22 protein-coding genes are annotated in these 24,014 nt (G+C 35.2%); 3 read left to right on the top strand and 19 right to left on the bottom strand.

Annotation, left to right across the window (positions count from 1 at the left end; translation table 11 throughout):
* Window positions 1–15 precede the first annotated feature (15 nt).
* Window positions 16–2,277, bottom strand: coding sequence for a TonB-dependent receptor (locus tag CGC52_RS08970; protein ID WP_095894506.1), 2,262 nt, complete (start codon window positions 2,275–2,277; stop codon window positions 16–18).
* Between the two features lie 748 nt (window positions 2,278–3,025).
* On the opposite strand from CGC52_RS08970, the gene CGC52_RS11435 reads away from it, so the two are divergent.
* Together CGC52_RS11435 and CGC52_RS11440 are read left to right on the top strand one after the other, a co-directional pair.
* On the top strand, window positions 3,026–3,541 hold the full coding sequence (locus CGC52_RS11435) for a DUF4372 domain-containing protein (protein ID WP_369800721.1): 516 nt from the start codon (window positions 3,026–3,028) through the stop codon (window positions 3,539–3,541).
* Window positions 3,538–3,765 (top strand): hypothetical protein, encoded by a 228-nt coding sequence (locus CGC52_RS11440; RefSeq protein WP_369800762.1) that lies wholly within the window; start codon window positions 3,538–3,540, stop codon window positions 3,763–3,765. Before CGC52_RS11435 ends, CGC52_RS11440 begins: the two co-directional genes overlap by 4 nt.
* Before the next feature lie 281 nt (window positions 3,766–4,046).
* Here the strand turns inward: CGC52_RS11440 and CGC52_RS08985 are convergent, their stop codons facing one another.
* From CGC52_RS08985 to pgk, 10 genes are all read right to left on the bottom strand, one after another.
* Window positions 4,047–5,993 carry a hypothetical protein gene (locus CGC52_RS08985; RefSeq protein ID WP_198540563.1) on the bottom strand — a complete coding sequence of 649 codons (1,947 nt, stop codon included), beginning with the start codon at window positions 5,991–5,993 and terminating at the stop codon, window positions 4,047–4,049.
* Between the two features lie 342 nt (window positions 5,994–6,335).
* On the bottom strand, window positions 6,336–7,073 hold the full coding sequence (gene sufC, locus CGC52_RS08990; RefSeq protein ID WP_013998035.1) for a Fe-S cluster assembly ATPase SufC: 738 nt from the start codon (window positions 7,071–7,073) through the stop codon (window positions 6,336–6,338).
* 33 nt (window positions 7,074–7,106) lie between these two features.
* Window positions 7,107–8,507: a hypothetical protein gene (locus tag CGC52_RS08995; protein ID WP_095894157.1), complete on the bottom strand. Its 1,401-nt coding sequence runs from the start codon at window positions 8,505–8,507 to the stop codon at window positions 7,107–7,109.
* Between the two features lie 338 nt (window positions 8,508–8,845).
* Window positions 8,846–9,157: a hypothetical protein gene (locus CGC52_RS09000; protein ID WP_013998037.1), complete on the bottom strand. Its 312-nt coding sequence runs from the start codon at window positions 9,155–9,157 to the stop codon at window positions 8,846–8,848.
* A 521-nt stretch (window positions 9,158–9,678) separates the two neighbouring features.
* Window positions 9,679–10,047, bottom strand: a complete 369-nt coding sequence (locus CGC52_RS11375) for a hypothetical protein (RefSeq protein WP_232751812.1) — start codon at window positions 10,045–10,047, stop codon at window positions 9,679–9,681.
* A gap of 236 nt (window positions 10,048–10,283) precedes the next feature.
* On the bottom strand, window positions 10,284–11,741 hold the full coding sequence (gene sufB, locus CGC52_RS09010) for a Fe-S cluster assembly protein SufB (RefSeq protein WP_095894158.1): 1,458 nt from the start codon (window positions 11,739–11,741) through the stop codon (window positions 10,284–10,286).
* A gap of 81 nt (window positions 11,742–11,822) precedes the next feature.
* Window positions 11,823–12,191 (bottom strand): four helix bundle protein, encoded by a 369-nt coding sequence (locus tag CGC52_RS09015; RefSeq protein ID WP_042007633.1) that lies wholly within the window; start codon window positions 12,189–12,191, stop codon window positions 11,823–11,825.
* Window positions 12,192–12,238: 47 nt separating this feature from the next.
* The gene (locus CGC52_RS09020) at window positions 12,239–12,568 is read right to left on the bottom strand and encodes an iron-sulfur cluster assembly accessory protein (RefSeq protein ID WP_041986634.1); all 330 of its coding nucleotides are present in this window, start codon (window positions 12,566–12,568) and stop codon (window positions 12,239–12,241) included.
* Between the two features lie 190 nt (window positions 12,569–12,758).
* On the bottom strand, window positions 12,759–13,310 hold the full coding sequence (locus CGC52_RS09025) for a redoxin domain-containing protein (RefSeq protein WP_095894159.1): 552 nt from the start codon (window positions 13,308–13,310) through the stop codon (window positions 12,759–12,761).
* 174 nt (window positions 13,311–13,484) lie between these two features.
* Window positions 13,485–14,675, bottom strand: coding sequence for a phosphoglycerate kinase (pgk, locus tag CGC52_RS09030; protein WP_095894160.1), 1,191 nt, complete (start codon window positions 14,673–14,675; stop codon window positions 13,485–13,487).
* A gap of 384 nt (window positions 14,676–15,059) precedes the next feature.
* On the opposite strand from pgk, the gene CGC52_RS09035 reads away from it, so the two are divergent.
* Entirely contained in the window at window positions 15,060–16,142 is a 1,083-nt protein-coding gene (locus CGC52_RS09035; RefSeq protein ID WP_042007646.1) for a bifunctional 3-deoxy-7-phosphoheptulonate synthase/chorismate mutase type II, read from the top strand.
* Between the two features lie 34 nt (window positions 16,143–16,176).
* On the opposite strand, the gene CGC52_RS09040 is transcribed toward CGC52_RS09035, so the two are convergent.
* The 8 genes from CGC52_RS09040 to ruvB all read right to left on the bottom strand — a co-directional run bounded on the left by CGC52_RS09040 (window position 16,177) and on the right by ruvB (window position 24,001).
* Window positions 16,177–17,337 carry a class I SAM-dependent RNA methyltransferase gene (locus tag CGC52_RS09040; RefSeq protein ID WP_042007648.1) on the bottom strand — a complete coding sequence of 387 codons (1,161 nt, stop codon included), beginning with the start codon at window positions 17,335–17,337 and terminating at the stop codon, window positions 16,177–16,179.
* Between the two features lie 57 nt (window positions 17,338–17,394).
* A complete protein-coding gene (aat, locus tag CGC52_RS09045) occupies window positions 17,395–18,042 on the bottom strand; it encodes a leucyl/phenylalanyl-tRNA--protein transferase (RefSeq protein ID WP_095894161.1) in 648 nt (215 codons plus the stop codon).
* A gap of 96 nt (window positions 18,043–18,138) precedes the next feature.
* Entirely contained in the window at window positions 18,139–18,333 is a 195-nt protein-coding gene (rpsU, locus tag CGC52_RS09050) for a 30S ribosomal protein S21 (RefSeq protein WP_042007653.1), read from the bottom strand.
* 147 nt (window positions 18,334–18,480) lie between these two features.
* Window positions 18,481–19,614 (bottom strand): hypothetical protein, encoded by a 1,134-nt coding sequence (locus CGC52_RS09055; RefSeq protein ID WP_095894162.1) that lies wholly within the window; start codon window positions 19,612–19,614, stop codon window positions 18,481–18,483.
* Window positions 19,615–19,632: 18 nt separating this feature from the next.
* Entirely contained in the window at window positions 19,633–20,334 is a 702-nt protein-coding gene (locus CGC52_RS09060) for a hypothetical protein (protein ID WP_095894163.1), read from the bottom strand.
* Window positions 20,294–20,887, bottom strand: coding sequence for an RNA polymerase sigma factor (locus tag CGC52_RS09065; RefSeq protein ID WP_042347423.1), 594 nt, complete (start codon window positions 20,885–20,887; stop codon window positions 20,294–20,296). The genes CGC52_RS09060 and CGC52_RS09065 overlap by 41 nt, the downstream gene beginning before the upstream one ends.
* A 112-nt stretch (window positions 20,888–20,999) precedes the next feature.
* Window positions 21,000–22,964, bottom strand: coding sequence for a putative porin (locus tag CGC52_RS09070; RefSeq protein ID WP_095894164.1), 1,965 nt, complete (start codon window positions 22,962–22,964; stop codon window positions 21,000–21,002).
* A gap of 14 nt (window positions 22,965–22,978) precedes the next feature.
* The gene (gene ruvB / locus CGC52_RS09075; RefSeq protein WP_095894165.1) at window positions 22,979–24,001 is read right to left on the bottom strand and encodes a Holliday junction branch migration DNA helicase RuvB; all 1,023 of its coding nucleotides are present in this window, start codon (window positions 23,999–24,001) and stop codon (window positions 22,979–22,981) included.
* Window positions 24,002–24,014 lie beyond the last annotated feature (13 nt).

The raw sequence follows: 24,014 nt of genomic DNA on the forward strand, positions 1-24,014 counted from the left end.
GGGTATAAATTTAAATTAGTGTTTAAAATTTCTGATTTTTAGGCGTAAACCTCCATAAATCATTCTGCCAAATGCTGGAGCATACAGCATTGTAGCATCAAAAAATGAGCCAAAAGGATCTTTAGCAGCTAAAATTCCGTTATCTTGTTTATAATTACCTATGTTTTCACCTCCAAGATATATTTCGAAGTTATGTGAGAAAACTTTGGTTATTTGAGCATTAAAAATTCTGAAAGAAGGAGCGTAATCTTCTAATCTATAAGGTGTTGGGTTTTGTTTTGTAGAAGGAAGTCGTTGTTTTCCTATCCAATTGTAGGTGAAGTCAAACTTCCATTTACTATGATTTTTTTCATGCTTTTCTTCGGTCTCATATCCAATATTCACAAAGAAACGATGTTTTGGAGTTAGCGGTTTTTCCATTTGATTTTTAATGTATTGTGTTTTAACATCGTAATATTTGTACGCACTTTTAACATCTAATCCTTGTATTGGAGAAAGACTAAATTCCGCTTGAAATGAATTGGCGAAACTTTTCCCTTCTAAATCATAAAACCAAACTTGCTGAGGAGAATTATCTAAATCGATAACGACTTGATTTTCAAAAGAAGTGCCGTACCAATCAATTACGAATTCCGCTTTGCGGTTTAATATATAGAAAGATTGAAGAAAGCTAATTCCGTAGTTCCAAGCGATTTCAGGGTTCAAACCGTATATTTTATCATTTTTTTGAATGATATTGAAATCTCTGTTTGATATGAAAAGATGTTGATTTTCAGCGAAAATATTAGCCATTCGTTTTCCTCTTCCTGCCGAAATTCGCAAAGTTGATTCATTCCAAGGGATATATCGTAAATGGAATCGAGGTGTGATAAAATTTCCTAAATGGTTATGACTATCGGCACGAACTCCAGCTACCAAACTCAAATTATCCAAATTGTCGTACGTATATTCAAAAAAAACACCTATTGATTTATCAATTCGAGAGTAATTTGCTTCAAAATTTGAGTCAATCCATTCGTAAAAATCATCGTAAACAATATTGAAACCAGTAGCAAATTTGTTTTTCGTATTGCTGATGATCGAATTGTATAATAAATTTGAATACCAACTTTTTTGATGTATATCATATTGATTCATACCAAAATACGAGTTTTGACGATGGGATAAGAACGCATTTTGGAATCCGAAACTTTTGTACGAAGCATCAGGGAAAACGTATCCTATTTTATTTGAAACACTTAGCTTTTCGGAATCAATTTCGCTTCCCCAATTTTTTTTAGATTTTTTTTCTTTTGAAGGGTCAAAGTTTAGTTGCCCAGCTTGACGCTCATCCTTCATATAGTTCAGATTTAAGAAACTTACCCAACCGTTCTCATTATCAGTATATTGCCATCTATTTAATACATTGATTTGATTGCCTATTGGCATATCAAGAAAACCATCATGATTATGGTCATTTTTTTGGCGGGTTATATTTCCATGAGTTAAGATAGAGGTACTTAATTTAGGGGAAATTTTATGATTCAAATGAGCATTAATTTCGAATCGACTGTCCTGTGAGCCGTATAAATTCAAAAAGAAAGGAATATCAGTTGCAGGTTTCAAAAATTCGTAATTAATTTGTCCTGAGATGCTTTCATATCCATTGATAACACTTCCTGCTCCTTTGGTAATTTGAATACTTTCAATCCAAGTACCAGGAACGAACGACATTCCATAGGCTTGTAGAGCCCCCCTAAGCGTGGGTATGTTTTCTTCTGCCATTAAGATATAAGGACTTGTAAGTCCAAGCATTTTAATTTGCTTATTTCCTGTTACGGCATCTGAAAAATTTACGTCAATAGAAGGGTTTGTAGAAAAACTTTCTGAAAGGTTACAACAAGCAGCTTTTAAAAGTTCACCACTACTCATGGTTTGTAAATTAGCAATTTGATATTTAGCACGAATAGTGGTGGCTCTTTTATGAGTCACAACCACTTCGTCTAGATTGTTTTCAGCTTTTAATATAACCTCTAAAGGGGTTGATGAAGTTATGGTTAATCGTTCTGTTTCAAATCCTATGTAACTAATGATTAATACATTCGTTTTTTGAGTTCGTTTTATTGTAAATCCACCTTCATCATTAGTAGAAACACCTATGGAAGTTCCTTCCCAATAAACATTTACCCCTGTCATAGGTTGTTTTTCTTGGTCAAAAACGTTTCCTTTTACATACTCTTGGGAAAAAATGCCAATAGGCAAAATGCCTAAAAGCATAAATATATATTTTTTCATTATTATTTTGTATTTTATGTATTTTTTACTTTTTAAATTATAATCAAATGTACACGAAGTCATAAAAAGCATATTATCAATGAGATAAAATGTTTTATGAATTTGACGCAATCATACTAAAAAGTAAATTTATGCATAAAATACGAGCTGACAATATAGCTTATAAAGAGGAGGAGCATTCGAATCTACATAAAATGCAGGAATGCTTTTTTTTGTTTTTTTGGTTATTATAAATGGGGGTTGAGCGACTGATATTTGTGTTAAAACACATGGATACAAATGCCACTCAAAAGATTTTGTGGTAATTTTTCCGTTGTCATAATCCGATGACTCGAAAAAATCGCCATCACAACATTCGTCGTGAAGATCTTCACTTGATGAAAGATTATCATCATAGATAATACAGCAATCTTTTGATAAAGAAGAACATATGTCCTCATTATCTGTTGCGTATATATATTTGAATGAAATGTGAGTTAGCTGTTCTTGACAAAAATGCAAATCAAAACCCCATCCTGAATTTGAAAATAGGATGAAAATAGTTAATAATATGCTTGTTATTTTGCGAACCATGTTGAGCGCAAAGGTAATTATTTTTTTGTGAAATAAGGTAAAATAAAACTGTTTTTTTGTTGTTTAGATTCAACTCCCAAAGAAATCTTGTATTTTTTAGCACAACTATCCGAAACTTTTAAAATAAAAGTTGCCTGAGAATGTCGTATATTTGAAATTTTCCCAAATATTTTCAATTATGACACTCCTCAGGCAAAGCAAAAATACAAATAAACCCGTAATCAGACAAATTTTAGATCTCATTCCTACGCATATTTTAAGAGCGAAAATCGCTAAACATCAGTCAGATAAAGGAAAATCTGCCTATAAAACTCGCGATCAATTGGAGGCACTAACTTTCGGACAGCTGAATAAATGCTATACGCTATCCGACATAAGTTGCGGATTATCAGTAAGTAGCACTTTCCTAAGCGATCTCCAACTCAAACAAAGTCCCACAAAATCAACAATGAGTGATGGAAACAAAGTAAGACATTATGGAGTATTTAAAGATTTGTATTCCAGTCTTTTAAAGTACTACAAACACTCTTTAAAAGCCAAACATCAAAGTCATATCATCGATGAAATCCAAAACCACAAAATAAAAATCATTGACAGTACTACCATTAGCCTGTGTTTAAGCCTTTTCAACTGGGCGAAATTTATTCACAAAATTTTATTTGTTTCAAAGGTGTTCATGATACGCTTCGCTTGATTCGGACAGCTAAAGGCGGACTCAAAATTCACACCGTTTGGGACGATCAACTTGGATTGCCTGATGAAAAAGACCACGACATCCTCAAAGATGAAATCATCGTTTTGACTTCAAACAAGGCTATGAAGCAAAATTTACAGATAAAAACTTTTCTTGGCACGAGTGAAAATGCGGTGAAATCACAGATTTATGTAGCTTTGATTTGCGTCTTCTATTGGAGTTGATTAAGCGATTTCATAGCGATAAAAAGACTGCATTTAGTAATTTTTACGAGAAAATAAGGGTCTGTCTGATGCACTATCTGACGCTGAGTTATGTCTGCAACGAACTGAAACACACCGTAAAAAAAGCAAAAAAACTACCTGAAAACACACTCTTTGACAGAGATAATTCCGCACAAAAAACAAGTCTGCCCTTATAAATAAAGGGTTGACAAGGGTTTTTATGTCGTTTTCAAAAAACTTTCGGACGGCTGTGAATTTTATAACATGTATATTTTTAAGAGTTATTCCTTCAAATATTTTTCAGGAATATATTTTTTGCCTTTCAAATCAATGAAGTATTGATAATCATCTTGATATACGAGAATATATAGCCTTGCTTTTGTTCTATTTTCAATGTTTTGTGTGTCAATTTCTTCTTTTGAGGTATGTCTGAAATCTAAAAAATGTAACTGCTTTTGAGGTTTGATAACCCATTGCATTGTGGTAAGGTCAATAACTCCCATTGTATTATTTATAGATTCTGCAATGGCGTATCCTAATCGTTTTTTCTTTATTTCCTTGATGAACAGAGTTTTTGTATCACCCGAAATACTCGTAAAATGGCTGTATTCTTCTCCTTTTTTCTTGGTCAGAAACCAAATATTATCTTTTGCAAACGTATTTTGCTCAATCGTTTCGTATTCAAACTCAAAAGAAGGCAAAGGTTTGTCTTTTGCATTAACAATTCCCATCATAGAATTTTCTTTTGATAACTTTCGAGCTAAAACATAGGTGTTTTCGTTATGAGTAATGATGTCAACATATTCAAAATTCTTGTTGTTGGGAGTTGCTTTTTTGGGTTTTCCCTCAACATAAATGGTCTTTATCTCTGTTTTTACTTCCTCTATGTTTAGGTCACCAATTGGATGTAGAGAAGCATATTTTTTGTAAGGTTTCAGTTCCAAGCCACTTGTAGGGTGGTATTCAAACTCAAAAAATCCGTTGTGAGAATAGAAATTCCCTTTTATTTTTGGAGTAGAAAGCTCCCCTTGTATTAAGATTGGACTGCCTGAAGGCGGAACGATTTCTTCCATTGTTTCTGCATCAATGTATCCTGTGTCAAATCCTCGTTGGAAATACAAAATATTGCCAATGGTGTTCGCATCGTAGTCTTTGAAGAAGTCTTTTATCTTATTTTGGGCAAATGTTTCTGGAGTTAGGTTTTCTTCTTGATTGTCAAACTCTTTCGGAAGGATTTTTTTTCCGCTGAAGTCCATATAAAAACTTTTTGAATAGCTATCTGTGCTTATCAGAATACGATATTTTGCCCGATTTTTAATATCGTGCCGATTAACTTTCTTGTCGGTGTCCACAATTAAGTCTCTGAAAACCAATTTCTCTTGCGGAGGAATAACCCATTCCATTTTTACCAAATCCACAACAGCATAATTTTCTTTATTAATATTTTTGGCTATTCCGTAGCCGAAAATTACCGTTAAGGCAGAAATATCATCAGGAACTTGATTCTTCAATTTTTCTTCTCCTGACATATTGATAAAGCTCATCACTCTATTCTTACTCATTGCCGAGTCTTGAACTTTAAACCAAACGTCATTTTCATTGGAAGTATATTTGTTTACATCAATCCACGAATGTTTGTAATTAAAATGCTCTGAAATATTGCCTTGTTGGTCTATGATAGCATACAAATATCCATCTTCAACTTTTTTACATACAATTAAATAGTATTTTCCTTTATACTTAAAAACATCATTATCTCGAAAATAGTTACAGCTTTCATATTCTTTGGCGAAAAATACAGTTCTGTTTTTTATCTGAAACCCTTTTGATAACTTATCCGAAGGTACAAATTCATATTTTGGTTTTTTATAAGGAGGAGAATGTAAAACACAACTGTAATTTATTTCTTCTTTAGTTGAAATTTTCCAATTGTTGTCAATCGAAAATGTGTAATAATGCTCATCAAATGCACTATAAATCACTTTTCCTCTAATCGGAGAAAAACTTTCAATGTAAATACTGGTATGAATTGGCTTAACGAGGGTTTGCATCGTTTTCCTATTCATAAGTCCTAATTTTCTATCCACATAAAAGGGAAGAATATCATTGGGATTTGTATTTTTACAATTGGTAAAAAGTTCCTCAAGTTCTTTGCGTACCTCTTCCTCCGTTTGTGAAAAACCGCAGAATGAAGTTAAAAACAAAATCATTAAATATACCTTCTTCATAGTTGTTTGTTTTGTTTGATTGTTTTAAAGGTCGTAGAAATTAATAGAGATGTTTTATACTTGACATCTAAATATTTCCTAAGTGAGGAGTTCCTGTGCTTTGTATGCCTGTTAATATCCTTGCCATATTACTATTTTTAATCGTTTTTTATTCTTTTTGCTTCATCTTCAGAAAAGCCAAAATTACAAAAACATTTTTATACTTATCAATTTAAACTTCGCTTTAATGCCCCCCTTCAAATTACACTTCTTCAAATCAATTTGTTTTAATGCTCGAATATGTTATCAAAAAGCAAAAGGTTTAAAGCGTTTGCTTTAAACCTTTTGTTATTTGATTTGTTTTTATTTTAGCCAATCATAGCCTTTTTCTTCAAGTTCGAGAGCGAGTTCTTTTCCGCCCGACTTCACGATTTTTCCATCGGCAAGTACGTGAACATAATCCGGAACGATGTACTCCAACAAACGCTGATAGTGTGTGATAACAATTACCGCATTGTTTTGGCTTTTTAGTTTGTTTACTCCGTTTGCCACGATACGAAGAGCGTCGATATCCAATCCGGAGTCTGTTTCGTCCAATATTGCGACTTTTGGCTCAAGCATTGCCATTTGGAAGATTTCGTTACGTTTCTTTTCTCCCCCTGAAAAACCTTCGTTGAGCGAACGAGATAAGAAATCTTTGTTGATTTCCAAAAGTTCAGCTTTCTCGCGGATTTTCTTTAGAAGTTCAGCCGCAGGCATTTCCTCTTCACCACGAGCTTTTCTCGCTTCGTTTACCGCAGTTTTTATGAAGTTTGTAACGGAAATTCCGGGGATTTCCACAGGATATTGAAAGGACATAAATATTCCCTTATGGGCTCTTTCTTCGGGAGCGTCTTCCAAAATGCTTTCTCCTTCCAAAATGATGTCTCCCTCAGTAACTTCGAAGTTTTCATTGCCCGAAATCACTGCCGAAAGCGTGGATTTTCCTGCTCCATTAGGTCCCATAATGGCGTGAACCTCACCTGCTTTTACATTCAGGTTGATGCCTTTTAAAATTTCTTTATCCTCTACAGAGGCGTGTAAGTTCTTTATCTCTAACATTTTATATATTGATTTTTTAATTTATTTTCTATTTTAATTTAGGTGTACTTCCACTGCAGCAGGGAATACTCTTTCAGGGTCAAAGAAAGTAGCACAGCTATTCACAAGGTGTTGAACATCAGATTGTAGCATTCCTTTAAAAACTTGTTTATTATTCACTACAACAGTAACTTCTTTGCTGAAATCCACCAAATTTTGGTTCAAATAAACAACAAATTTTCCTTTCTGCAAAGGAATATGCGTTTTTTGATATTTCGTGAATAAGTTCCAACGAGGACTTCTTTCAATTCCCTTATAAGTAACTTCATCAACATTGATACTTACTTTGTTATCAATGATGTTCATCGTGTAACGCACACGTTCTGCTCCACGTTCTTTGATGGCAATGTTATAAAATCCTTTTCGGTAGATGCCGTCCATCGGGAAATCCTCCCAAACTACTTTTTTCGGATGCGGATTACGTGTATATTGCTTTAGCCAAGGTGTCGTAGGGCGATAGTCTATTCCGTGTCCTTTGTTAGGAATCAACTCAATGTGATGTACAAATCCCTGAGGGTCTTCGGCTTTAAACTTTTCAAATTCTTCTTTAGCATATCGAGTAAATAAATCTCGATGAAACATATTATCGTTTGCCCTTGTTCGCAGTGAAAAAGCAATATTTCGGCAGTTTTCTACCGGAGCGTTTATGAGTGGTTCGCCTCCTGCCATCGGACCTGCTCCCGCTAAATAATCAGCATAAAAAGAAGCTAATCGCTGACTTCCGTAACCTCCTTCAGATATTCCGAAGAAATACACTCTATTAGCGTCTACTTTCCCTGAAAGAAAAGCCAATCGGAGTAGTTTCTCCCAAGTAAATTGTTTTGACTTTTGCCACCAACGATATAGTTCGCCCGTATTGGGAATTTGCGGAATGAAATAGGCAGATGGAGCATCTTCAAAGCGTTGTGCAAGAATCTTTCCGTTAGCCCACTCCTGATGTTTATCGCCCGACCCGTGCATATACACAAAAAGCGGATACCCTTTTTCAGGTTGATTGCCTTTGGAAGCCCAATAGAAAGGCATTGTAGCATTTGCCTCCAAGTTAACAGGAAGTTGCCAACGATTGCCTTGAGTAGCATTGGTAAGAGGAGCTAAATCTCCTAACTTCTCTTCAGAAAAACTTTGGTTTGCTTCTTTCCAACTTTGCCAAATTTCTTGTTGCGTATGGGCTATTTCAGTAAGCGACAAGGTTTTCCCTTCTTGAAAAGACGTCATTTTACCCGATAGGTGTTCTACGAAAAATTGTTTGACCTTCTCTTTGGATATATTTCCTTTTGGAGCTTCTTGCTCCGGCTTAGGGATTTCTTGTTCTTTTGAGGGTTCAGTATGTTCTGCTTTGCTGCAAGATGTACTTACCAAAGCCCAAAGTGTGATGAATAAAAATGCTTGTTTCATAAATCGTTATGTTTGTAATAGTAGTTATATGTCAGTTATTTTTGGTTTTATTTAAGGTGTGATGTTACCTTTCTTTGTTTGGAAAATATTGTGTACGGACGTATTGCAATATGCCCCTACGGGAAAATATCTCATATCATATCACTATGCACAATGTAAGGGCAAAAGATGTTTTGCCCCTACGGGGAAATATTTCATATCACATTGCTCTACATAATGTACGGGCGTATTGCAATACGCCCCTACAGGAAAACACCTCATATCACATTGCTATACACAATGTACGGGCGAAACGTTTTCCGCCCCTACATTTTTTTGTTTTGTACCACCTTGCGGACTTATCTTTTATCCTCAATACCGAATTCTCGCCACTGACTTTGCTGATAATCCATCTTGGCTCTTTTCCGAGCAACCGATTGTTTGTCGGTAAGCAGCTTGAGTTGCTTGTCGAACTCCTCAGTTTTCGATTTTAAATCGGCTTTGAGCTTCTCTTGTTCGCTGTTTAGGGTTTCGACTTTGTTCTTTAAGGCTTCCAACTCATCGATAAAAGCCTCATCAATCCCTGCGGGTAGATTATCCTTGTGATTTCTAAGCCCATCAATCATTAACTTTACAGATTTGATGTTTTCTGCATACGATTTCCTTGCCATAATAATTCGATTTTAATGGTTAATATTCCGTTTAAGCCTTCCACCTTTGTTATCCATTAGTTTTTGGGCTATTCCATTAAAATACAAGCAAATATCGAGCCAAATATTACTTATTATCAGCTTTTTATGAACGTATTTATCAACACTCTTTGTTTTTGTAACGTGGATTGTATTTCTGCTGATGTTAATTTATATCTATATTGCTTAAAAAACACCTTATATCACATTGCTCTATACAATGTACGGGCAAAATATCTTATATCATAATTGCTCTACATAATGTACGGGCGTATTGCAATACGCCCCTACGGGGAAACATCTCATATCACATCACTATGCACAATGTAAGGACAAAAGATGTTTTGCCCCTACGGGGAATATCTTACATCATATTGTCCTGCATAATGTACGGGCGTATTGCAATACGCCCCTACGGGAAATATCTTATATCATAATCGCTTTACATAATGTACGGGCGTATTGCAATACGCCCCTACGGGGAAACATCTCATATCACATCACTATGCACAATGTAAGGGCAAAAGATGTTTTGCCCCTACGGGGAAATATTTTATATCATATCGTCCTACACAATATACGGGCGAAATATCTTTCGCCTCTACAAGGAAATGCCTTGTACTATTAGGGATATTGTCCATCTCTTTAGGGATATTGTTCATCCCCTTAGGGAAACACTCTATCCCCTTAGGGAAACACTCTATCCCCTTAGGGAAACACTCTATCCCTTTAGGGGAACACTCTATCCCTTTAGGGAAATGCCTTGTACCATTAAGGATATTGTTCATCCCTTTAGGGAAATGCCTTGTACCATTAAGGATATTGCTCATCCCTTTAGGGAAATACATTATCCCTGATAAAAAATGTTCCATCCCTTTAGGGATTTGTCTCATCCCTTGTAGAAAAACAAAATATTTTGATGAAATACACTTTATCTCTATAGGGAAATGCTTTATATTACATTATTTTAAACGATGTAAGGGTGTATTGCAATACACCCCTACTGTATTAACGCCTTGTTATGGTTGTTTTCTGTGAAAAATAGCTTGAAACTTGGCTTTTTCATCTTTCTTTTTGAAAAAGATTATTGGGTGTCGAGCCTCTCGACCTATCCGACGCTTCCTTCCAAAGAGATTTCTAATAATTTCTGAGCTTCTACGGCAAATTCCATTGGGAGTTTGTTTAAAACCTCCTTGCTGAAGCCGTTTACAATTAGGGCGATGGCTTTTTCCGTGTCGATACCGCGTTGGTTGCAGTAGAAAATTTGGTCTTCCCCAATTTTCGAGGTTGTGGCTTCGTGTTCTATTTGAGCAGTTTTGTTTTTCGCTTCGATGTACGGGAAGGTATGAGCTCCGCACTCGTTGCCCATCAAAAGGGAATCACATTGCGAGAAGTTTCGTGCATTCTCGGCATTCGGACTAACTTTCACCAATCCTCGATAAGAATTCTGCGATTGTCCGGCAGAAATCCCTTTTGAAATAATAGTCGAACGAGTGTTTTTCCCTAAGTGAATCATTTTGGTTCCTGTATCCGCCTGTTGGAAGTGATTGGTTACGGCGATGGAGTAAAATTCCCCAATCGAATTATCACCTTTGAGTACACACGATGGATATTTCCACGTCACTGCGGAACCTGTCTCAACCTGCGTCCAAGATATTTTAGCGTTCTTTTCACATAGTCCGCGTTTGGTTACAAAATTGAAAACCCCTCCTTTACCATCTTTATCCCCCGGGAACCAATTCTGAACGGTAGAGTATTTTATCTCGGCATTGTCCAAAGCTATGAGCTCCACTACGGCAGCGTGTAATTGGTTTTCGTCACGTTGCGGAGCGGTACATCCTTCAAGATAAGATACATAGCTGCCTTCATCGGCAATTACTAGAGTACGCTCGAACTGTCCTGTACCTGCCTGATTGATTCGGAAATAGGTAGAAAGTTCCATCGGACAACGCACCCCTTTGGGAACATAACAGAAAGAGCCGTCGGAAAATACCGCCGAGTTCAGGGCAGCATAGAAATTGTCGGTTTTAGGTACGACAGAGCCGATGTATTTTTTCACCAATTCGGGGTGTTCTTGAATGGCTTCGGAGATAGAACAGAATATGATTCCTTTTTCTGCTAACGTCTTTTTGAAAGTTGTCGCCACCGAAACGGAATCCATCACGATGTCCATCGCAACAGGGGCAACGCCTGTTAAACGTTTCTGCTCCTCAATGGAAATACCCAATTTGTTAAAAGTTTCAAGAAGTTTTGGGTCTACTTCATCTAAACTTTCGTATTGAGGTTTCTGCTTGGGTGCGGAATAATACGAAATGTCTTGGAAATTAGGTTTTTCGTATTTCACATTTGCCCACTCAGGTTCTTCCATTTCTTTCCAAATGCGGAAGGATTCGAGACGCCAATTGGTCATCCATTCAGGCTCGTTTTTCTTTTTGGAAATCGCAATTACAATTTCCTCATTGAGCCCTTTTGGGAATGTTTCAGCTTCGATATCGGTATAAAAACCATAGGCATATTCCTTGGTTTGTAGTTCGTCACGTAAATCGTCTTCTGTGTATTTTGCCATTTTTCTTTGATTAAAAAATTAAATGATTAAAAGATTAAAAAAATAAATGAGGAGAGAATCAATCGTATTAGGTTTAATCAATTATTTGCTTCGTTTGTTATCATTATTTTTTAAATAATCAATAAATTTCGAAAGCTGAACGGATATCTCTCTGCAATGCTCTTTTAAATCTTCTGTATTGATGTGGTAAATTTCGTTACAAATATTAAGCATATTTCTTACTTCTGCACAACTTCCCTTTGCATATTTTAAAAAACGTACAAATTGTGCGTTGTTATTATACTCTGAACCTTCTGCAATATTATTTGAAATAGATAAAACAGCACGTTTCATCTGATTAGAAAATTCAAATTCATTTTTCAAATGTTGATGATTTAACAATTCAAAGACTTTTTGGGTTAGAGCTAAAGTTTCTTTATAGACTCTAAAACTTTCAAACTCCTGTGCCATATTTTTTTTAATTATTTAATCTTTAAATCTTTGAATGAATAATAATCTTACAACGAAAAACTTTCCCCGCAGCCACAAGTTCGGTTAGCGTTGGGATTGTTGAATACAAAGCCTTTTCCGTTAAGTCCACCTGAATATTCAAGGATTGTACCTACTAAATAGAGAAAACTTTTTTTGTTTACAGCAATGCGTATTCCGTTGTTTTCAAATATTTTATCATCGGCGTCAGTAGTTTTGTCGAATTTGAGTTCGTAGGAAAGTCCACTACAACCACCGCTTTTTACGCCCACACGTACAAAATCAGTTGTAGGGTCGAAATTATCATCTTCCATTAAGGAAATTAGTTTCTTTTTTGCTTGTTCAGATACTTGAATCATTGTGTTTTATGTTTTGATTACTTTCTAAAAAAAAGCTAAATATATGATATATATCAGGTTTTGTTGGCAAAAATAGCACATATAATTCAAATACCAACATATATACAATTAAATTATACGTATGTTGGTATAAGATTTTCTTATTATTAATCCGTAAGTGGTTGAAAAATAGTTAGAATTTCTTTGAAAGTTACTTTGAAATGGTATCTAACAAACTGCGAACTTTATCACTATTCCAATTTGCAATTCGTTCGCTTTTTGCTCGGACAACTCCGTGTTTGTCAATGATATATCCCGAAGGTATTTTTTCTGCATCAAAAGGCATTTTCTCACCTATGATTAAATAAGTCACTTTAAAGTTATAACCTCTCTTGGACATTAATTCTTCTACCGGAGAAGGCAATTCATTAGTAATTATATAGAAATCAACTTTCTCTTTGTAGTCATTGTAGAGCTTTTGTATGCCAGATAAGTCGGCAACACTGGTAACTCGCCACGATGACCAGAAATAAACAAAGGAAGGTTTCTTTCCTTCTGACTGAGAAAAGTTGAACTCTTTATTATCTCGGTCTTTTAATTTCCAATCAAAGTCAATTTTATATTGTTCATTGGTAGGAAGAACTTCAACCGAGCTGGAAAATATCCGTTGTAAGATTATCTTACTTTCATATCCCAAAGGAGTTACGAAAAAAGCGAGAACTAATAAAATCAGTCCGAGGTTCAAAACAGTTCTTAGTTTCATTTATATACAAAATTTATGTGGACAAAGATATGAAATATGTAACTATTTATGCAATCTACCTACTGAAAGTTTTCATAGGATTATTTTTATATTATCTGAGTACAATGCAGAAACGACAATCCCTTATAGTTTATATAGGGAATTGTCGTTTCTTTTTATGTTTATTTAGTGAGATTACTCGTAAATTGCTTGAATTCCTGGAAGTACTAACCCTTCAAGACTTTCTAACATGGCACCTCCACCTGTAGAAACATAGCTTACTTTGTTCTCAAAACCAAATTGTTTCACAGCTGCTACTGAATCTCCACCTCCCACAAGTGAGAAAGCTCCTTTTTTGGTAGCCTCATCAATGAAATTACCTATTTCGATAGTTCCTTTAGCAAATGTAGGCATTTCGAAAACTCCCACTGGCCCATTCCAAAGGATTGTTTTTGACTTTAATATAACCTCTTTAAAATTCGCTAAACTTTTTGTACCTGCGTCTAATCCTTGCCATCCGTCAGGAATGTTGGTAATATCCACTTCTTGTGTTTTAGCATCATTGCTGAAATCATCGGCTGCAACCACGTCTACGGGTAGATGTACTTCAACTCCTTTGCTTTTCGCTTTTGCTAAAATATCTAATGCTAATTGCAATTTATCATCTTCGCATATAGAATTTCCTACTTTACCTCCTTGTGCTTTAATGAATGTATATGCCATACCTCCACCGATAATCAAGTGGTTTACTTTATCCAAGATATTTTCGATGATGGTTATTTTTGAAGACACTTTCGAACCTCCTAAAATAGCAGTTACAGGTTTTTCTCCTGATTTCATCACTTTATCAATACTTTCGATTTCTTTAGCTAATAAATATCCGAAGCATTTGTTATTCGGAAAGAATTTTGCAACGATTGTGGTCGATGCATGAGCTCGGTGTGCTGTTCCAAAAGCGTCGTTTACGTAGATATCTCCCAATTTTGCTAATTTGCTAGAAAACTCTTCGTTTCCTTTTTCTTCTTCAGCATAGAAACGTAGGTTTTCAAGCAAAAGAATACTTCCAGCAGGAAGACCTGCAACCACTTTTTCTACTTTTTCACCTACACAGTCGTCAACAAATTGAACAGATTTTCCTAATACTTTAGAAACTTCATCCACAATATGTCTGAGTGAGTATTTGTCATTTCTTTCTCCTTTTGGACGACCTAAGTGGCTCATTAAAACTACACTACCTCCATCTTTCAATATTTTTTCGATGGTTGGTTTTGCTGCCTCGATACGCGTTGTATCAGTTACTTTAAAATTCTCGTCTAAAGGCACGTTGAAATCCACACGGATCAACGCTTTTTTGTCTTTGAAATTAAAATTGTCTATGGTTTTCATCGTATGTAATGAATTATAATTATATTTTTTTAAAGCCTCAAAGTTACAAATTTCTAAAAAGAAAAACAACTTTATGGTTCTGAAAGTTTTAAGCTACATCTTTTTAGGAGGGTAAAATATTGTTCATCAATAACATATCTTTGTCAACATCTAACTTTACTATTAAGAAGTACTATAAATTTACATGTATTCGAAAAAACAAATAGAACCAGAAAAATTGTGATTTTTAGCAAAATAATGATTTGGACTGTAAACATATATGCTTTTTTTAATTATCTTTGTGCCTTAAGATTTTGAAATAAAAAATTCTTTTGATATTGTGAGTCTCCAAACTTTATTTGGTGATTACTTTATTTTATAGAAATTATACACAAAAAACTTGACATGAACATAACCGAAGAAAACAGAAAATGGTTGGATGATTTGCAGTTACCACATCCGTTGGTGATTGCTGGACCTTGTAGTGCTGAAACTGAAGAGCAAGTGCTAAGCATCGCTTGGGAATTGAAAAACACTAAAGTATCTTTCTTTAGAGCAGGTATTTGGAAACCTCGTACACGTCCTGGCATGTTTGAAGGAGTTGGGGCTTTAGGTTTGAAGTGGTTGCAAAGAGTAAAGCAAGAAACGGGTATGAAAGTAGCTACTGAAGTAGCCAACAAAGACCATGTAAAACTTGCCTTAGAGCATGATATTGATATGCTTTGGATAGGAGCTCGTTCCACCGTAAGTCCTTTCATTATTCAAGAAATTGCTGATGAGTTAAGGAATACGGATAAAATTATTTTAGTTAAGAATCCAGTGAATCCAGATTTACCATTATGGATTGGAGCTTTAGAGCGTTTGCAACGCGCAGGTGTTAAGAACTTAGGTGTTATCCATCGAGGGTTTTCTACGTACGAAAAAACAAAATACAGAAATATCCCAGAATGGCAAATAGCAATTGAATTGCAGAACAAATTTCCTGATCTTCCGTTACTTTGTGACCCTTCGCATATTACTGGGAATCGTGAGATGATTTTTGATGTATCGCAAACTGCTTTAGATCTCAACTTTGATGGGTTGATGATTGAAACACACATTTCTCCAGATCAAGCATGGAGTGATGCGGCTCAGCAAGTTACCCCAAAAAAACTAACGGAAATCATTAAGCAATTGCAGGTTCGCAAGAAAACAACCTCGGAAGAAGATTATCAAAACACTTTAACCGAATTACGATCAAACATTGATGTTATTGACGATCAACTGCTTGACCTTCTCAAGAAACGTATGACCTTTTCCGACAGTATTGGGAAGTTAAAACGTGAGAAAAACGTAGCGGTACTTCAAAACTCTCGTTGGTACACCATTTTAGGAAAGATGATTGTCGAAGGACAGCAACGAGGATTGAGTGAAGAATTTATCTCAAAAATATACAAAGCCATCCATCAAGAGTCAATCAATCGACAAGAGAAAATAGTTAATAGTTAGACAAATCAACTGTAGAGACGCAAAAGCTGTGTCTCTACAGGTCGAATTTCGCCTTTTTACTTCCTTCATACATCTTGTAATTGAGAAGTTTGCTTTCTAATTTCCCATTAAAAAGCTTTATTTTTCGGGATGGACGTAATCCTACGAATTTTAATGCTTCTAAATTTGAAGTGATGAACCAAGCGTCGGTGTTTGGATATTTGTTTTTAAGCGTGTTCCCAATTGATTCGTAAAATTTTTGTACATCAATATGTAACCGTTCATTGTACGGAGGATTGAATGCTACAAATAAAGGTCTCTTTTTATCTTCTTTTTCAGTTTCAAAGAAATTTTTCTGACGAATTTCGATATAATCCGACAGGTTCGCATTTTTTAGATTTTCCTTAGCTTTCGCCACTGCCGATGGAGCTTTGTCATAGCCAACTAATTGGTAATTGAACTCTCTCGTTTTTTTTAGGCTACTGTCGAAAATTTTTTCAAACAAATCAGCATCATAGTCGTTCCATTTCTCAAACGCGAATTCACGACGATGGATATTAGGAGGGATATTGCAGGCGATCATAGCTGCTTCAATTAAAAATGTACCACTGCCGCACATTGGATCCAGAAAATCAGATTGGCCTTGCCAACCACTCAACAATAAAATTCCAGCGGCAAGTACCTCGTTGATGGGGGCTATATTGGTCGCCGAGCGATAACCTCGATGGTGTAACGAAGCCCCTGAACTGTCCAATGAAACGGTAACTTCATTTTTTTGAATATGTATATGTAGTTGTAAATCAGGGTGTAATGTGTCTACATTTGGGCGTTTCCCTATTTTTTCACGAAATCTATCTACTATGGCATCTTTAGCTCGTAGACCAACATATTGAGAATGATTGAACATGTCCGTTTGTAAGGTAACAGAAATAGCAAATGTTTGATTAACAGAGAAATATCTCTCCCATTGAAAATCATACAGTTTCTGATAGTAGTCTTTCTCTGTTCGGATAAAAAATTTAGTAATTGGCTTCAAGACTTTTAAGGCAGTTCTCAAACACAAATTAGCTTTGTACATGAATCCTTTATCTCCTTCAAAAGATACTACACGAACTCCTTTTTCAACGTTTGTAGCTCCTAAATTCCGAAGCTCATCAGCTAAAATATCTTCAAAACCAAAAAAAGTTTTGGCTAACATTCTATAATTTTTTTCCATAGTAACAAAAAACAGATGGCAAATATAGGAATAATATGTCTAATTATGAATTATAAATTATGCTTGTTCTATTAGTTTGGACAAAATGTCTAAAAAAGTAGCACGTGGAATTTCTTTAGCCCCCATTTTTTCCAAGTATTCACTGTGAATTTGACAATCGACTAATTCAATTTCGGGATGTTCTTGCAAGAAGACAATGAAGCCATACTGAGAAGCATTGTTTCGTTTGCTAAACATACTTTCTCCACAAAAAATCCCGTTCAATTTAATGCCATAAAGTCCCCCAACAAGTTCCTCATTTTCCCAAACTTCAACCGAATAGGCAAACCCTTGATAGTGGAGTTCGATGTAGGCTTCAATTATTTCAGGATGAATCCATGTGCTATCTTGACCTTTGCGTGAAATACTGGCACATTGAGTGATGATTTCTTTAAAATGTTGATTGTAAGTCACTTTGTAAGGTTTCTTTTTTAGTAACTTTCTCATGTTTTTAGAAACATGTAACTCTTTTGGGAAAAGTACGAATCGTGGATCGGGTGACCACCATAGAATGGGATCTTCGTCACTGTACCAAGGGAAAATTCCTTTGCGATAGGCTTCGAGTAGTCGTTTACAGGTCAGATTTCCTCCAAAGGCTACTATGCCTTCTACCGCTTTTTCAACTGATGGGAAAGGGGTGTTTTCGTATAAAAAAGTGAGTTCCATTGATTAATTTCAAATTGGATAGAGAAATATAAAAAGCAATATAACCAATTGATTATATTGCTTTTATATTTTACAATAGCATACGCTTTTTTTTCATTATACTTCCTCTTGATCTTTCAAATGTTGGATGTACTGAGCGCGTTGCAATTGACTTCTTCTTTTTACAGAAGGTTTTGTAAAATGTTGTCTTTCACGAAGTTGACGCACAACTCCTGTTCTGTCAAATTTTCTTTTATAGCGTTTTAAAGCTTTATCAATGCTTTCTCCGTCTTTAATTGGTATTATTAACATAGTCTATACACCTCCTCTCATTTAGGGTTGCAAATATGCAACTTATTTTCGAATCTCGCAAATTAAATGTATTTTTTTATTGTAAGAAAACATATAAAAGAATTAAAACGCTTCCTTCGATGAGAAAATTACATAGTATGCACAATTTTATCCGCCAAAACGTATGCCTAAGGATAATGGATATTCTTTCACTGAATTGTTTCGGAATAATGGAACTAAATTATATTTAGCATAGAATACCGAAGATCTGTAACCGAAGTGAGCAGAAATTCCATATATCCAGTCATTTACATGGAAATTCCCTTTGTTTACATCACGAACTCCTCGATTTTCTTGGTAGCACAACACTTGTTTGGAATTTAAAAGTACACCTACGTATGCCCCTATTCCTGCACGAAAGTTCCTTTTATAGGGATAATACGTTTTCCCATTTTTCTCATAGCTTGGCGTTAAGTCAATTTCCAAATTTACAGGTAGAGTCAAATAAAAGTTTTTAAATTTTGATTTATTTAGTGAAGTTCGGAATGGTTCAATGGTGGTTGTACCATCACTATTGGCTACAAAGTAATCGTTGTTCTTCATTTTTAATTTGTTCATCACCCATGATACACCATAATTTAGATGAAGTAAATTACTGTTTTTAAACACCCTAACATTTCGAGAATAACCAATCTCAACCGATTTTGACCCCCAGACTCTGAATTTATCCCCTCCAAAGTTTTCACTACCATTTAGCGTGTGGAATCCCAAAGCAAAGTTAAATCCTCCTTTGGACGTACGGTAACGGTTGTATATTCTTACAATTTGACTTTTCTCTGCTCTTTCTCCAGTGGCTTTAATGTAGTAGATTTCATCGTTTATCACAATTTTTTCGTGAGTATCCTTTTTTGGGGTTTCTTCCACTGGTTTTTCTATCAATGAATCTAATTTAGCAAGAGCTTTCATATAGGCTTCACTGTTTACAATTGAATCCGTTGTGATGGTTTTAGATCTTAAAATAGTAATGAGTTTCTCCCTTTCTAAGGCTGTTTTAGTTTGTATGTTCCTACGGCTTTCTTCGGCGATTTGTCTTCGCAATCGTTCGCCTTCATCTTTGGACACTTCTTTCTTGTCCACCATATCATCAATCAAAACAAGTTTTTGTTTTAACAGTTTTTTCTCAGCCGTAATAACAGAGTCTATGGCTTGTTTTGCTTGTTCAATAGCTTGACTTTCTTTTTTTTGAGCTTTCAAACTCCCTAAACATAAAAGAGTAATTGTTACTAAAATTGTGTTTTTCATTGGTATATATTTTTTAGATTAATCATTAGAAAGTGCGTATTTCAATTTGTCATATTCGGTAGAAACTTTGTCGAAAAATTGTTTTATACGATCTTTAAAAGTCTCTTTATCAGACTCTTGTAACATTGTATCGACATTGATTTTCGATTCAACGTATTGGTCAATATTTATTTCTGTTGAGGCAATTAACAGCAATTCTTCGGCAGAAATATTTTGAAAGTTCATCGCCTGATAGATACTATCTACTTTACTCTCAAAGGATACATCTTGATTGAGCAGTGCGATCATCTTATCTGCTGACACATCACTCAACACCTCGTCTATATAAGCATCTAATTCCTTATCTCTTTGATTTTTAATAGAAGAATTAGTCTTTTTGGAGGAATTACTATCTTGAATAACAATAGCTTTTTGAGGTATTACATCAAATGTTTCTTTCAGGTTTTCTGGCTGATTTTTTATCTCATTCTCTAACTTCACCCCTGATTTAACAATTTGATTTTCAATAATTTGATTTTCAGAAAATGGTTTCATAAACCATAATCCTACAGCAATTAGTATCGTTAAACAACCCGCCAGGGCATAGTATCTTGTTTTTCGCATAGTAGATGCCTGTTGTTGATCAAGCTGTTGTTCTAATTCACTCCACAAATCGCGTTTGGGAGTGATAGTTCGGTTCTTAAAAGTTTCTTTTATATTTTTTTTCAGATGATTTTCCATTGTGAATTGTTTTTTTGTTTAATTTTTCTTTCAATAACTTTTTAGCATATGCCAATTGCGATTTTGATGTTCCAACAGAAATGCCTAACTCGTTGGAAATATGTTTATGATCATAATCTTCAAATACATACAAGTTGAAAACAAGACGACATCCGACAGGCAATTCATCAATAAATGATTGAATATATTCCTCTTCAAATTGATGGTTGCTACTTAATTCATCTAAAGAATCTAAAGAATCATCCCATTCGGAATACGTTACTTTTTGAATTTTACTCCTTTGAAAATCAATACATTCATTTACAATAATTTTTCGCATCCATGCAAAAAAGTGTTGTTTTTCTTCGTAGGCATGTAAATGAGTAAGTATTTTAAAAAAGGCTTTTACTAAAATATCTTCAGCAAAATGTTCATCTTTGATGTATAGTCGGCAGATGCTCAATAAAGTAGGAGCATAAGCGTCATAGAGTTGTTTTTGAGCCAAACGGTCGTTTTGCTTAGCACGTTCGATGACATGTCGCTGTTCGAATGCTATATTGATGGTTTTCGCCATAAGTTCATTTGCTTTTCTATCCATATAAACGAAATCTCCTTTCCAGAGGTTGGAAAGGAGTGTATTTTTTAAAAAAAAATTTCTGTTGTCAAAAGATGATGCCAAAGGTAATTTACGAAAATAAATTCCACGAAATTCCCAAACGTAAAATAACATCACGATAGGGTTGCTGTGGTGCTGAATAGTAATTATACTGTGGGTTTTTAAAAACTCTGTCCATCAAAAAGGGATTGAAATGTTCTATCATAAAGTATATCCGCATGGTTCGCACTTTTGCATTCAAAAAGAAATCGACCATTGGAAAACCTCCGGTTTTTTCAGTGGTTTGCACTTCAAATTCTGCTAAAAGAGGGTTGTAACGATTGGAATAATATTTCGTGAAGTAATTTAATCCCAAACCTGTTTCTAAGTACATCGCTTTATTAAATAAATCCGAAGCGTAGTAGAAGGCATTGCGTGTAACAAAGTTAGGAACGTTCAATACTAAGTCATTCTGAACTACATTCTGGTAAAGAACTGTATTGTCCAATCGGAATTTTCTAAAAGCGAATTCTTTTTCTAATTTGACTTTCAGATATTGTATATTCCCCGAATATTGTACAGGAACCGATTGCTCCCGTTCATCTCTCTGAGCAGGTTGGAGTTGAAAGAAAGTATAATTATTTATGTTTGAAATACTTACGGAAGCATTTCCCCATTGAGTTTTTAAATCTCCGTACAAACTTTGCCTATTTTCTTTGCCAAAAGAACCGTAATTATCCCAATTATAGTTCTTATAATCACTTTGGTACAATAAAAAATTGAAATTAGGCATTGTCGAATGGAGGCTTATTCCAGCTGTGATTCCATTTTTTTTATCAAAATTATAGGATAGTTTTCCGTGCAATTTGGTTCCCGTCATTTTACCCACAAATGTCTGTTCCCCTTCAGCATCAATTACAAATCCAGCTACTTTTTTATTCCATTGCATGGCTAAACTTAGATCAGTATCCTTAATTTGATAGCGTTGCAGTACTCCCGATTTGTAAAAAGCATTACGGAAAAAATAATTATAGAAATAAGCATTCCCGTACACGAATGTTTTTCCCAGATAAGGCAACTCAAGTTCAGCACCCACGGTGTTAATCATCTTTTGTAACTGCATTCGGTCGTTGATATTAGCAGACACATAAGATTCTCCAAAAAACTCACTTGCTGAGGCTTGGTTAAATTTGTAGTATTCGGTTTCGTACAAAAACCGATGACGCAAACGAATCTGCTTGTAGGAAGCTAACGAATCCCGATTGCGTAAAAAAGCGTAATCCTGTTGAAAAAAATAACGTTTACTTTCACGTAGATTGGTAGCTTCCGACAGATTCACATCCATTACAGCTCTATTCCTGAATTGCTTGTCGGCAGATTCGAACTGCTCCAAGGAAGTAATCCCTCCATTTTCTTGACTTTCAATATCATGTCCTGCATAATGGGCAAAGAGAGTATATTTCTTATTCGGAGATATGTAGGAACCTCCTATTCTGAGATTTCCATTGCTAACCAAAATCTGCTGATATTTTCCCAAAGAACGCAGTCCTCTGTATCCAATAAAAACATTAATATTTGGTTTTAAATTTACTGAAAATAAAGCGTTTGCCATCTGTCCTTGTTCCATTCCCGAACGGTAAGAAAGTTCGGTCAAAGGGGTGGGTAATAGATAATATTTTATATCTTCAGTAGTAAGATAAAGTTGTTTTTTAGCTTCAGCACCCATAGAAGCAAGATAGTCCTGCTGAATATGGTCGTAAACCATTGTATTATAAGGTTGTGCCATGTTTGAGAAAGGCATTTTTCCAAATATATCTTTCTGCCAAACATTACTTTTATAGTATTTCTTTATGGATAAAGTAGTATCGACGGCTATAGTATCACGCATATAGCTGATTATTTTATAGTCGTTTGCTGTGAAAGTAATACTGTCTTTCTTTTTGGCAGAACGCATTGATTTAAAGGTAATTCCTTCGTTTTTTGTTTTATCTTCCTGAGCCATAAGTTCAAAAGATAGCAAGAAAACCAAAAAGACATATACGTATGTTAGTTTCATATTTTTCTCATAATTTAAAATAATTTTCCTTGTACATTCGGATTTACCTTACCTAAATGTTTATATGCCAAATCGGTAACCTCTCTACCACGAGGTGTTCTCACGATGAATCCCTCTTGAATGAGGAATGGTTCATAAACCTCTTCGATAGTTTCAGGACTTTCCGAAACAGCTGTAGCTAAGGTAGTTATACCTACAGGCCCTCCTTTGAACTTATCTATTAGAGTAGCAAGTATTTTATTATCCATTTCGTCCAAACCATGAGCATCAACATTAAGAGCTTTTAATCCAAAGCGGGTGATTTCCATATCAATTTTTCCGTTACCTTTGATTTGGGCAAAATCTCGGATTCGACGCAGCAACGCATTGGCAATACGTGGAGTTCCTCTACTTCGACTTGCTAATTCAATAGCAGCTTCCGTTGAAATGAGCACTTTCAAAATCGAAGCACTTCGTTGGACGATGTCAGCAAGTAGTTCGGTAGTGTAGTATTGCAATCGGCTTTGAATACCAAAACGAGCTCGCATCGGAGCGGTAAGTAATCCCGAACGTGTGGTTGCTCCTACCAAAGTAAAAGGGTTCAAATTAATTTGTACTGTTCGAGCATTAGGCCCTGATTCTATCATTATATCAATTTTGTAATCCTCCATAGCGGAATAGAGGTATTCCTCAACTATGGGACTCAATCGGTGAATTTCGTCAATGAACAACACATCACGTTCTTGTAAATTTGTTAGAAGTCCTGCCAAATCACCTGGTTTGTCGAGTACAGGCCCTGAAGTAATTTTGATGCCCACACCCAACTCATTAGCTAAAATATGAGCCAAAGTGGTTTTTCCCAAGCCAGGAGGACCGTGAAAAAGAGTATGATCAAGAGCCTCTCCTCGCATATTAGCTGCTTTTACAAATACAGTAAGGTTCTCCAAAATAGCTTCTTGTCCCGAAAAATCGTCAAACGACAACGGACGTAAAGCTCGTTCAATATCCAACTCTTGAGCCGAATAGTTTTCTTTATTTGGATTCAAATTTTTATTCATTTTTTGAACTATT

It is taken from the genome of Capnocytophaga sp. H2931 (assembly GCF_002302535.1).
GTDB lineage: Bacteria > Bacteroidota > Bacteroidia > Flavobacteriales > Flavobacteriaceae > Capnocytophaga > Capnocytophaga canis.

Bases quoted from the DNA above. Each gene is read 5' to 3' on its own strand.
- CGC52_RS11435 (WP_369800721.1), top strand. From the start codon at position 3,026: ATGACACTCCTCAGGCAAAGCAAAAATACAAATAAACCCGTAATCAGA.
- CGC52_RS08985 (WP_198540563.1), bottom strand. From the start codon at position 5,993: ATGAAGAAGGTATATTTAATGATTTTGTTTTTAACTTCATTCTGCGGT.
- sufC (WP_013998035.1), bottom strand. From the start codon at position 7,073: ATGTTAGAGATAAAGAACTTACACGCCTCTGTAGAGGATAAAGAAATT.
- CGC52_RS08995 (WP_095894157.1), bottom strand. From the start codon at position 8,507: ATGAAACAAGCATTTTTATTCATCACACTTTGGGCTTTGGTAAGTACA.
- CGC52_RS09000 (WP_013998037.1), bottom strand. From the start codon at position 9,157: ATGGCAAGGAAATCGTATGCAGAAAACATCAAATCTGTAAAGTTAATG.
- CGC52_RS11375 (WP_232751812.1), bottom strand. From the start codon at position 10,047: ATGGAACATTTTTTATCAGGGATAATGTATTTCCCTAAAGGGATGAGC.
- sufB (WP_095894158.1), bottom strand. From the start codon at position 11,741: ATGGCAAAATACACAGAAGACGATTTACGTGACGAACTACAAACCAAG.
- CGC52_RS09015 (WP_042007633.1), bottom strand. From the start codon at position 12,191: ATGGCACAGGAGTTTGAAAGTTTTAGAGTCTATAAAGAAACTTTAGCT.
- CGC52_RS09020 (WP_041986634.1), bottom strand. From the start codon at position 12,568: ATGATTCAAGTATCTGAACAAGCAAAAAAGAAACTAATTTCCTTAATG.
- CGC52_RS09025 (WP_095894159.1), bottom strand. From the start codon at position 13,310: ATGAAACTAAGAACTGTTTTGAACCTCGGACTGATTTTATTAGTTCTC.
- pgk (WP_095894160.1), bottom strand. From the start codon at position 14,675: ATGAAAACCATAGACAATTTTAATTTCAAAGACAAAAAAGCGTTGATC.
- CGC52_RS09035 (WP_042007646.1), top strand. From the start codon at position 15,060: ATGAACATAACCGAAGAAAACAGAAAATGGTTGGATGATTTGCAGTTA.
- CGC52_RS09040 (WP_042007648.1), bottom strand. From the start codon at position 17,337: ATGGAAAAAAATTATAGAATGTTAGCCAAAACTTTTTTTGGTTTTGAA.
- aat (WP_095894161.1), bottom strand. From the start codon at position 18,042: ATGGAACTCACTTTTTTATACGAAAACACCCCTTTCCCATCAGTTGAA.
- rpsU (WP_042007653.1), bottom strand. From the start codon at position 18,333: ATGTTAATAATACCAATTAAAGACGGAGAAAGCATTGATAAAGCTTTA.
- CGC52_RS09055 (WP_095894162.1), bottom strand. From the start codon at position 19,614: ATGAAAAACACAATTTTAGTAACAATTACTCTTTTATGTTTAGGGAGT.
- CGC52_RS09060 (WP_095894163.1), bottom strand. From the start codon at position 20,334: ATGGAAAATCATCTGAAAAAAAATATAAAAGAAACTTTTAAGAACCGA.
- CGC52_RS09065 (WP_042347423.1), bottom strand. From the start codon at position 20,887: ATGGCGAAAACCATCAATATAGCATTCGAACAGCGACATGTCATCGAA.
- CGC52_RS09070 (WP_095894164.1), bottom strand. From the start codon at position 22,964: ATGAAACTAACATACGTATATGTCTTTTTGGTTTTCTTGCTATCTTTT.
- ruvB (WP_095894165.1), bottom strand. From the start codon at position 24,001: ATGAATAAAAATTTGAATCCAAATAAAGAAAACTATTCGGCTCAAGAG.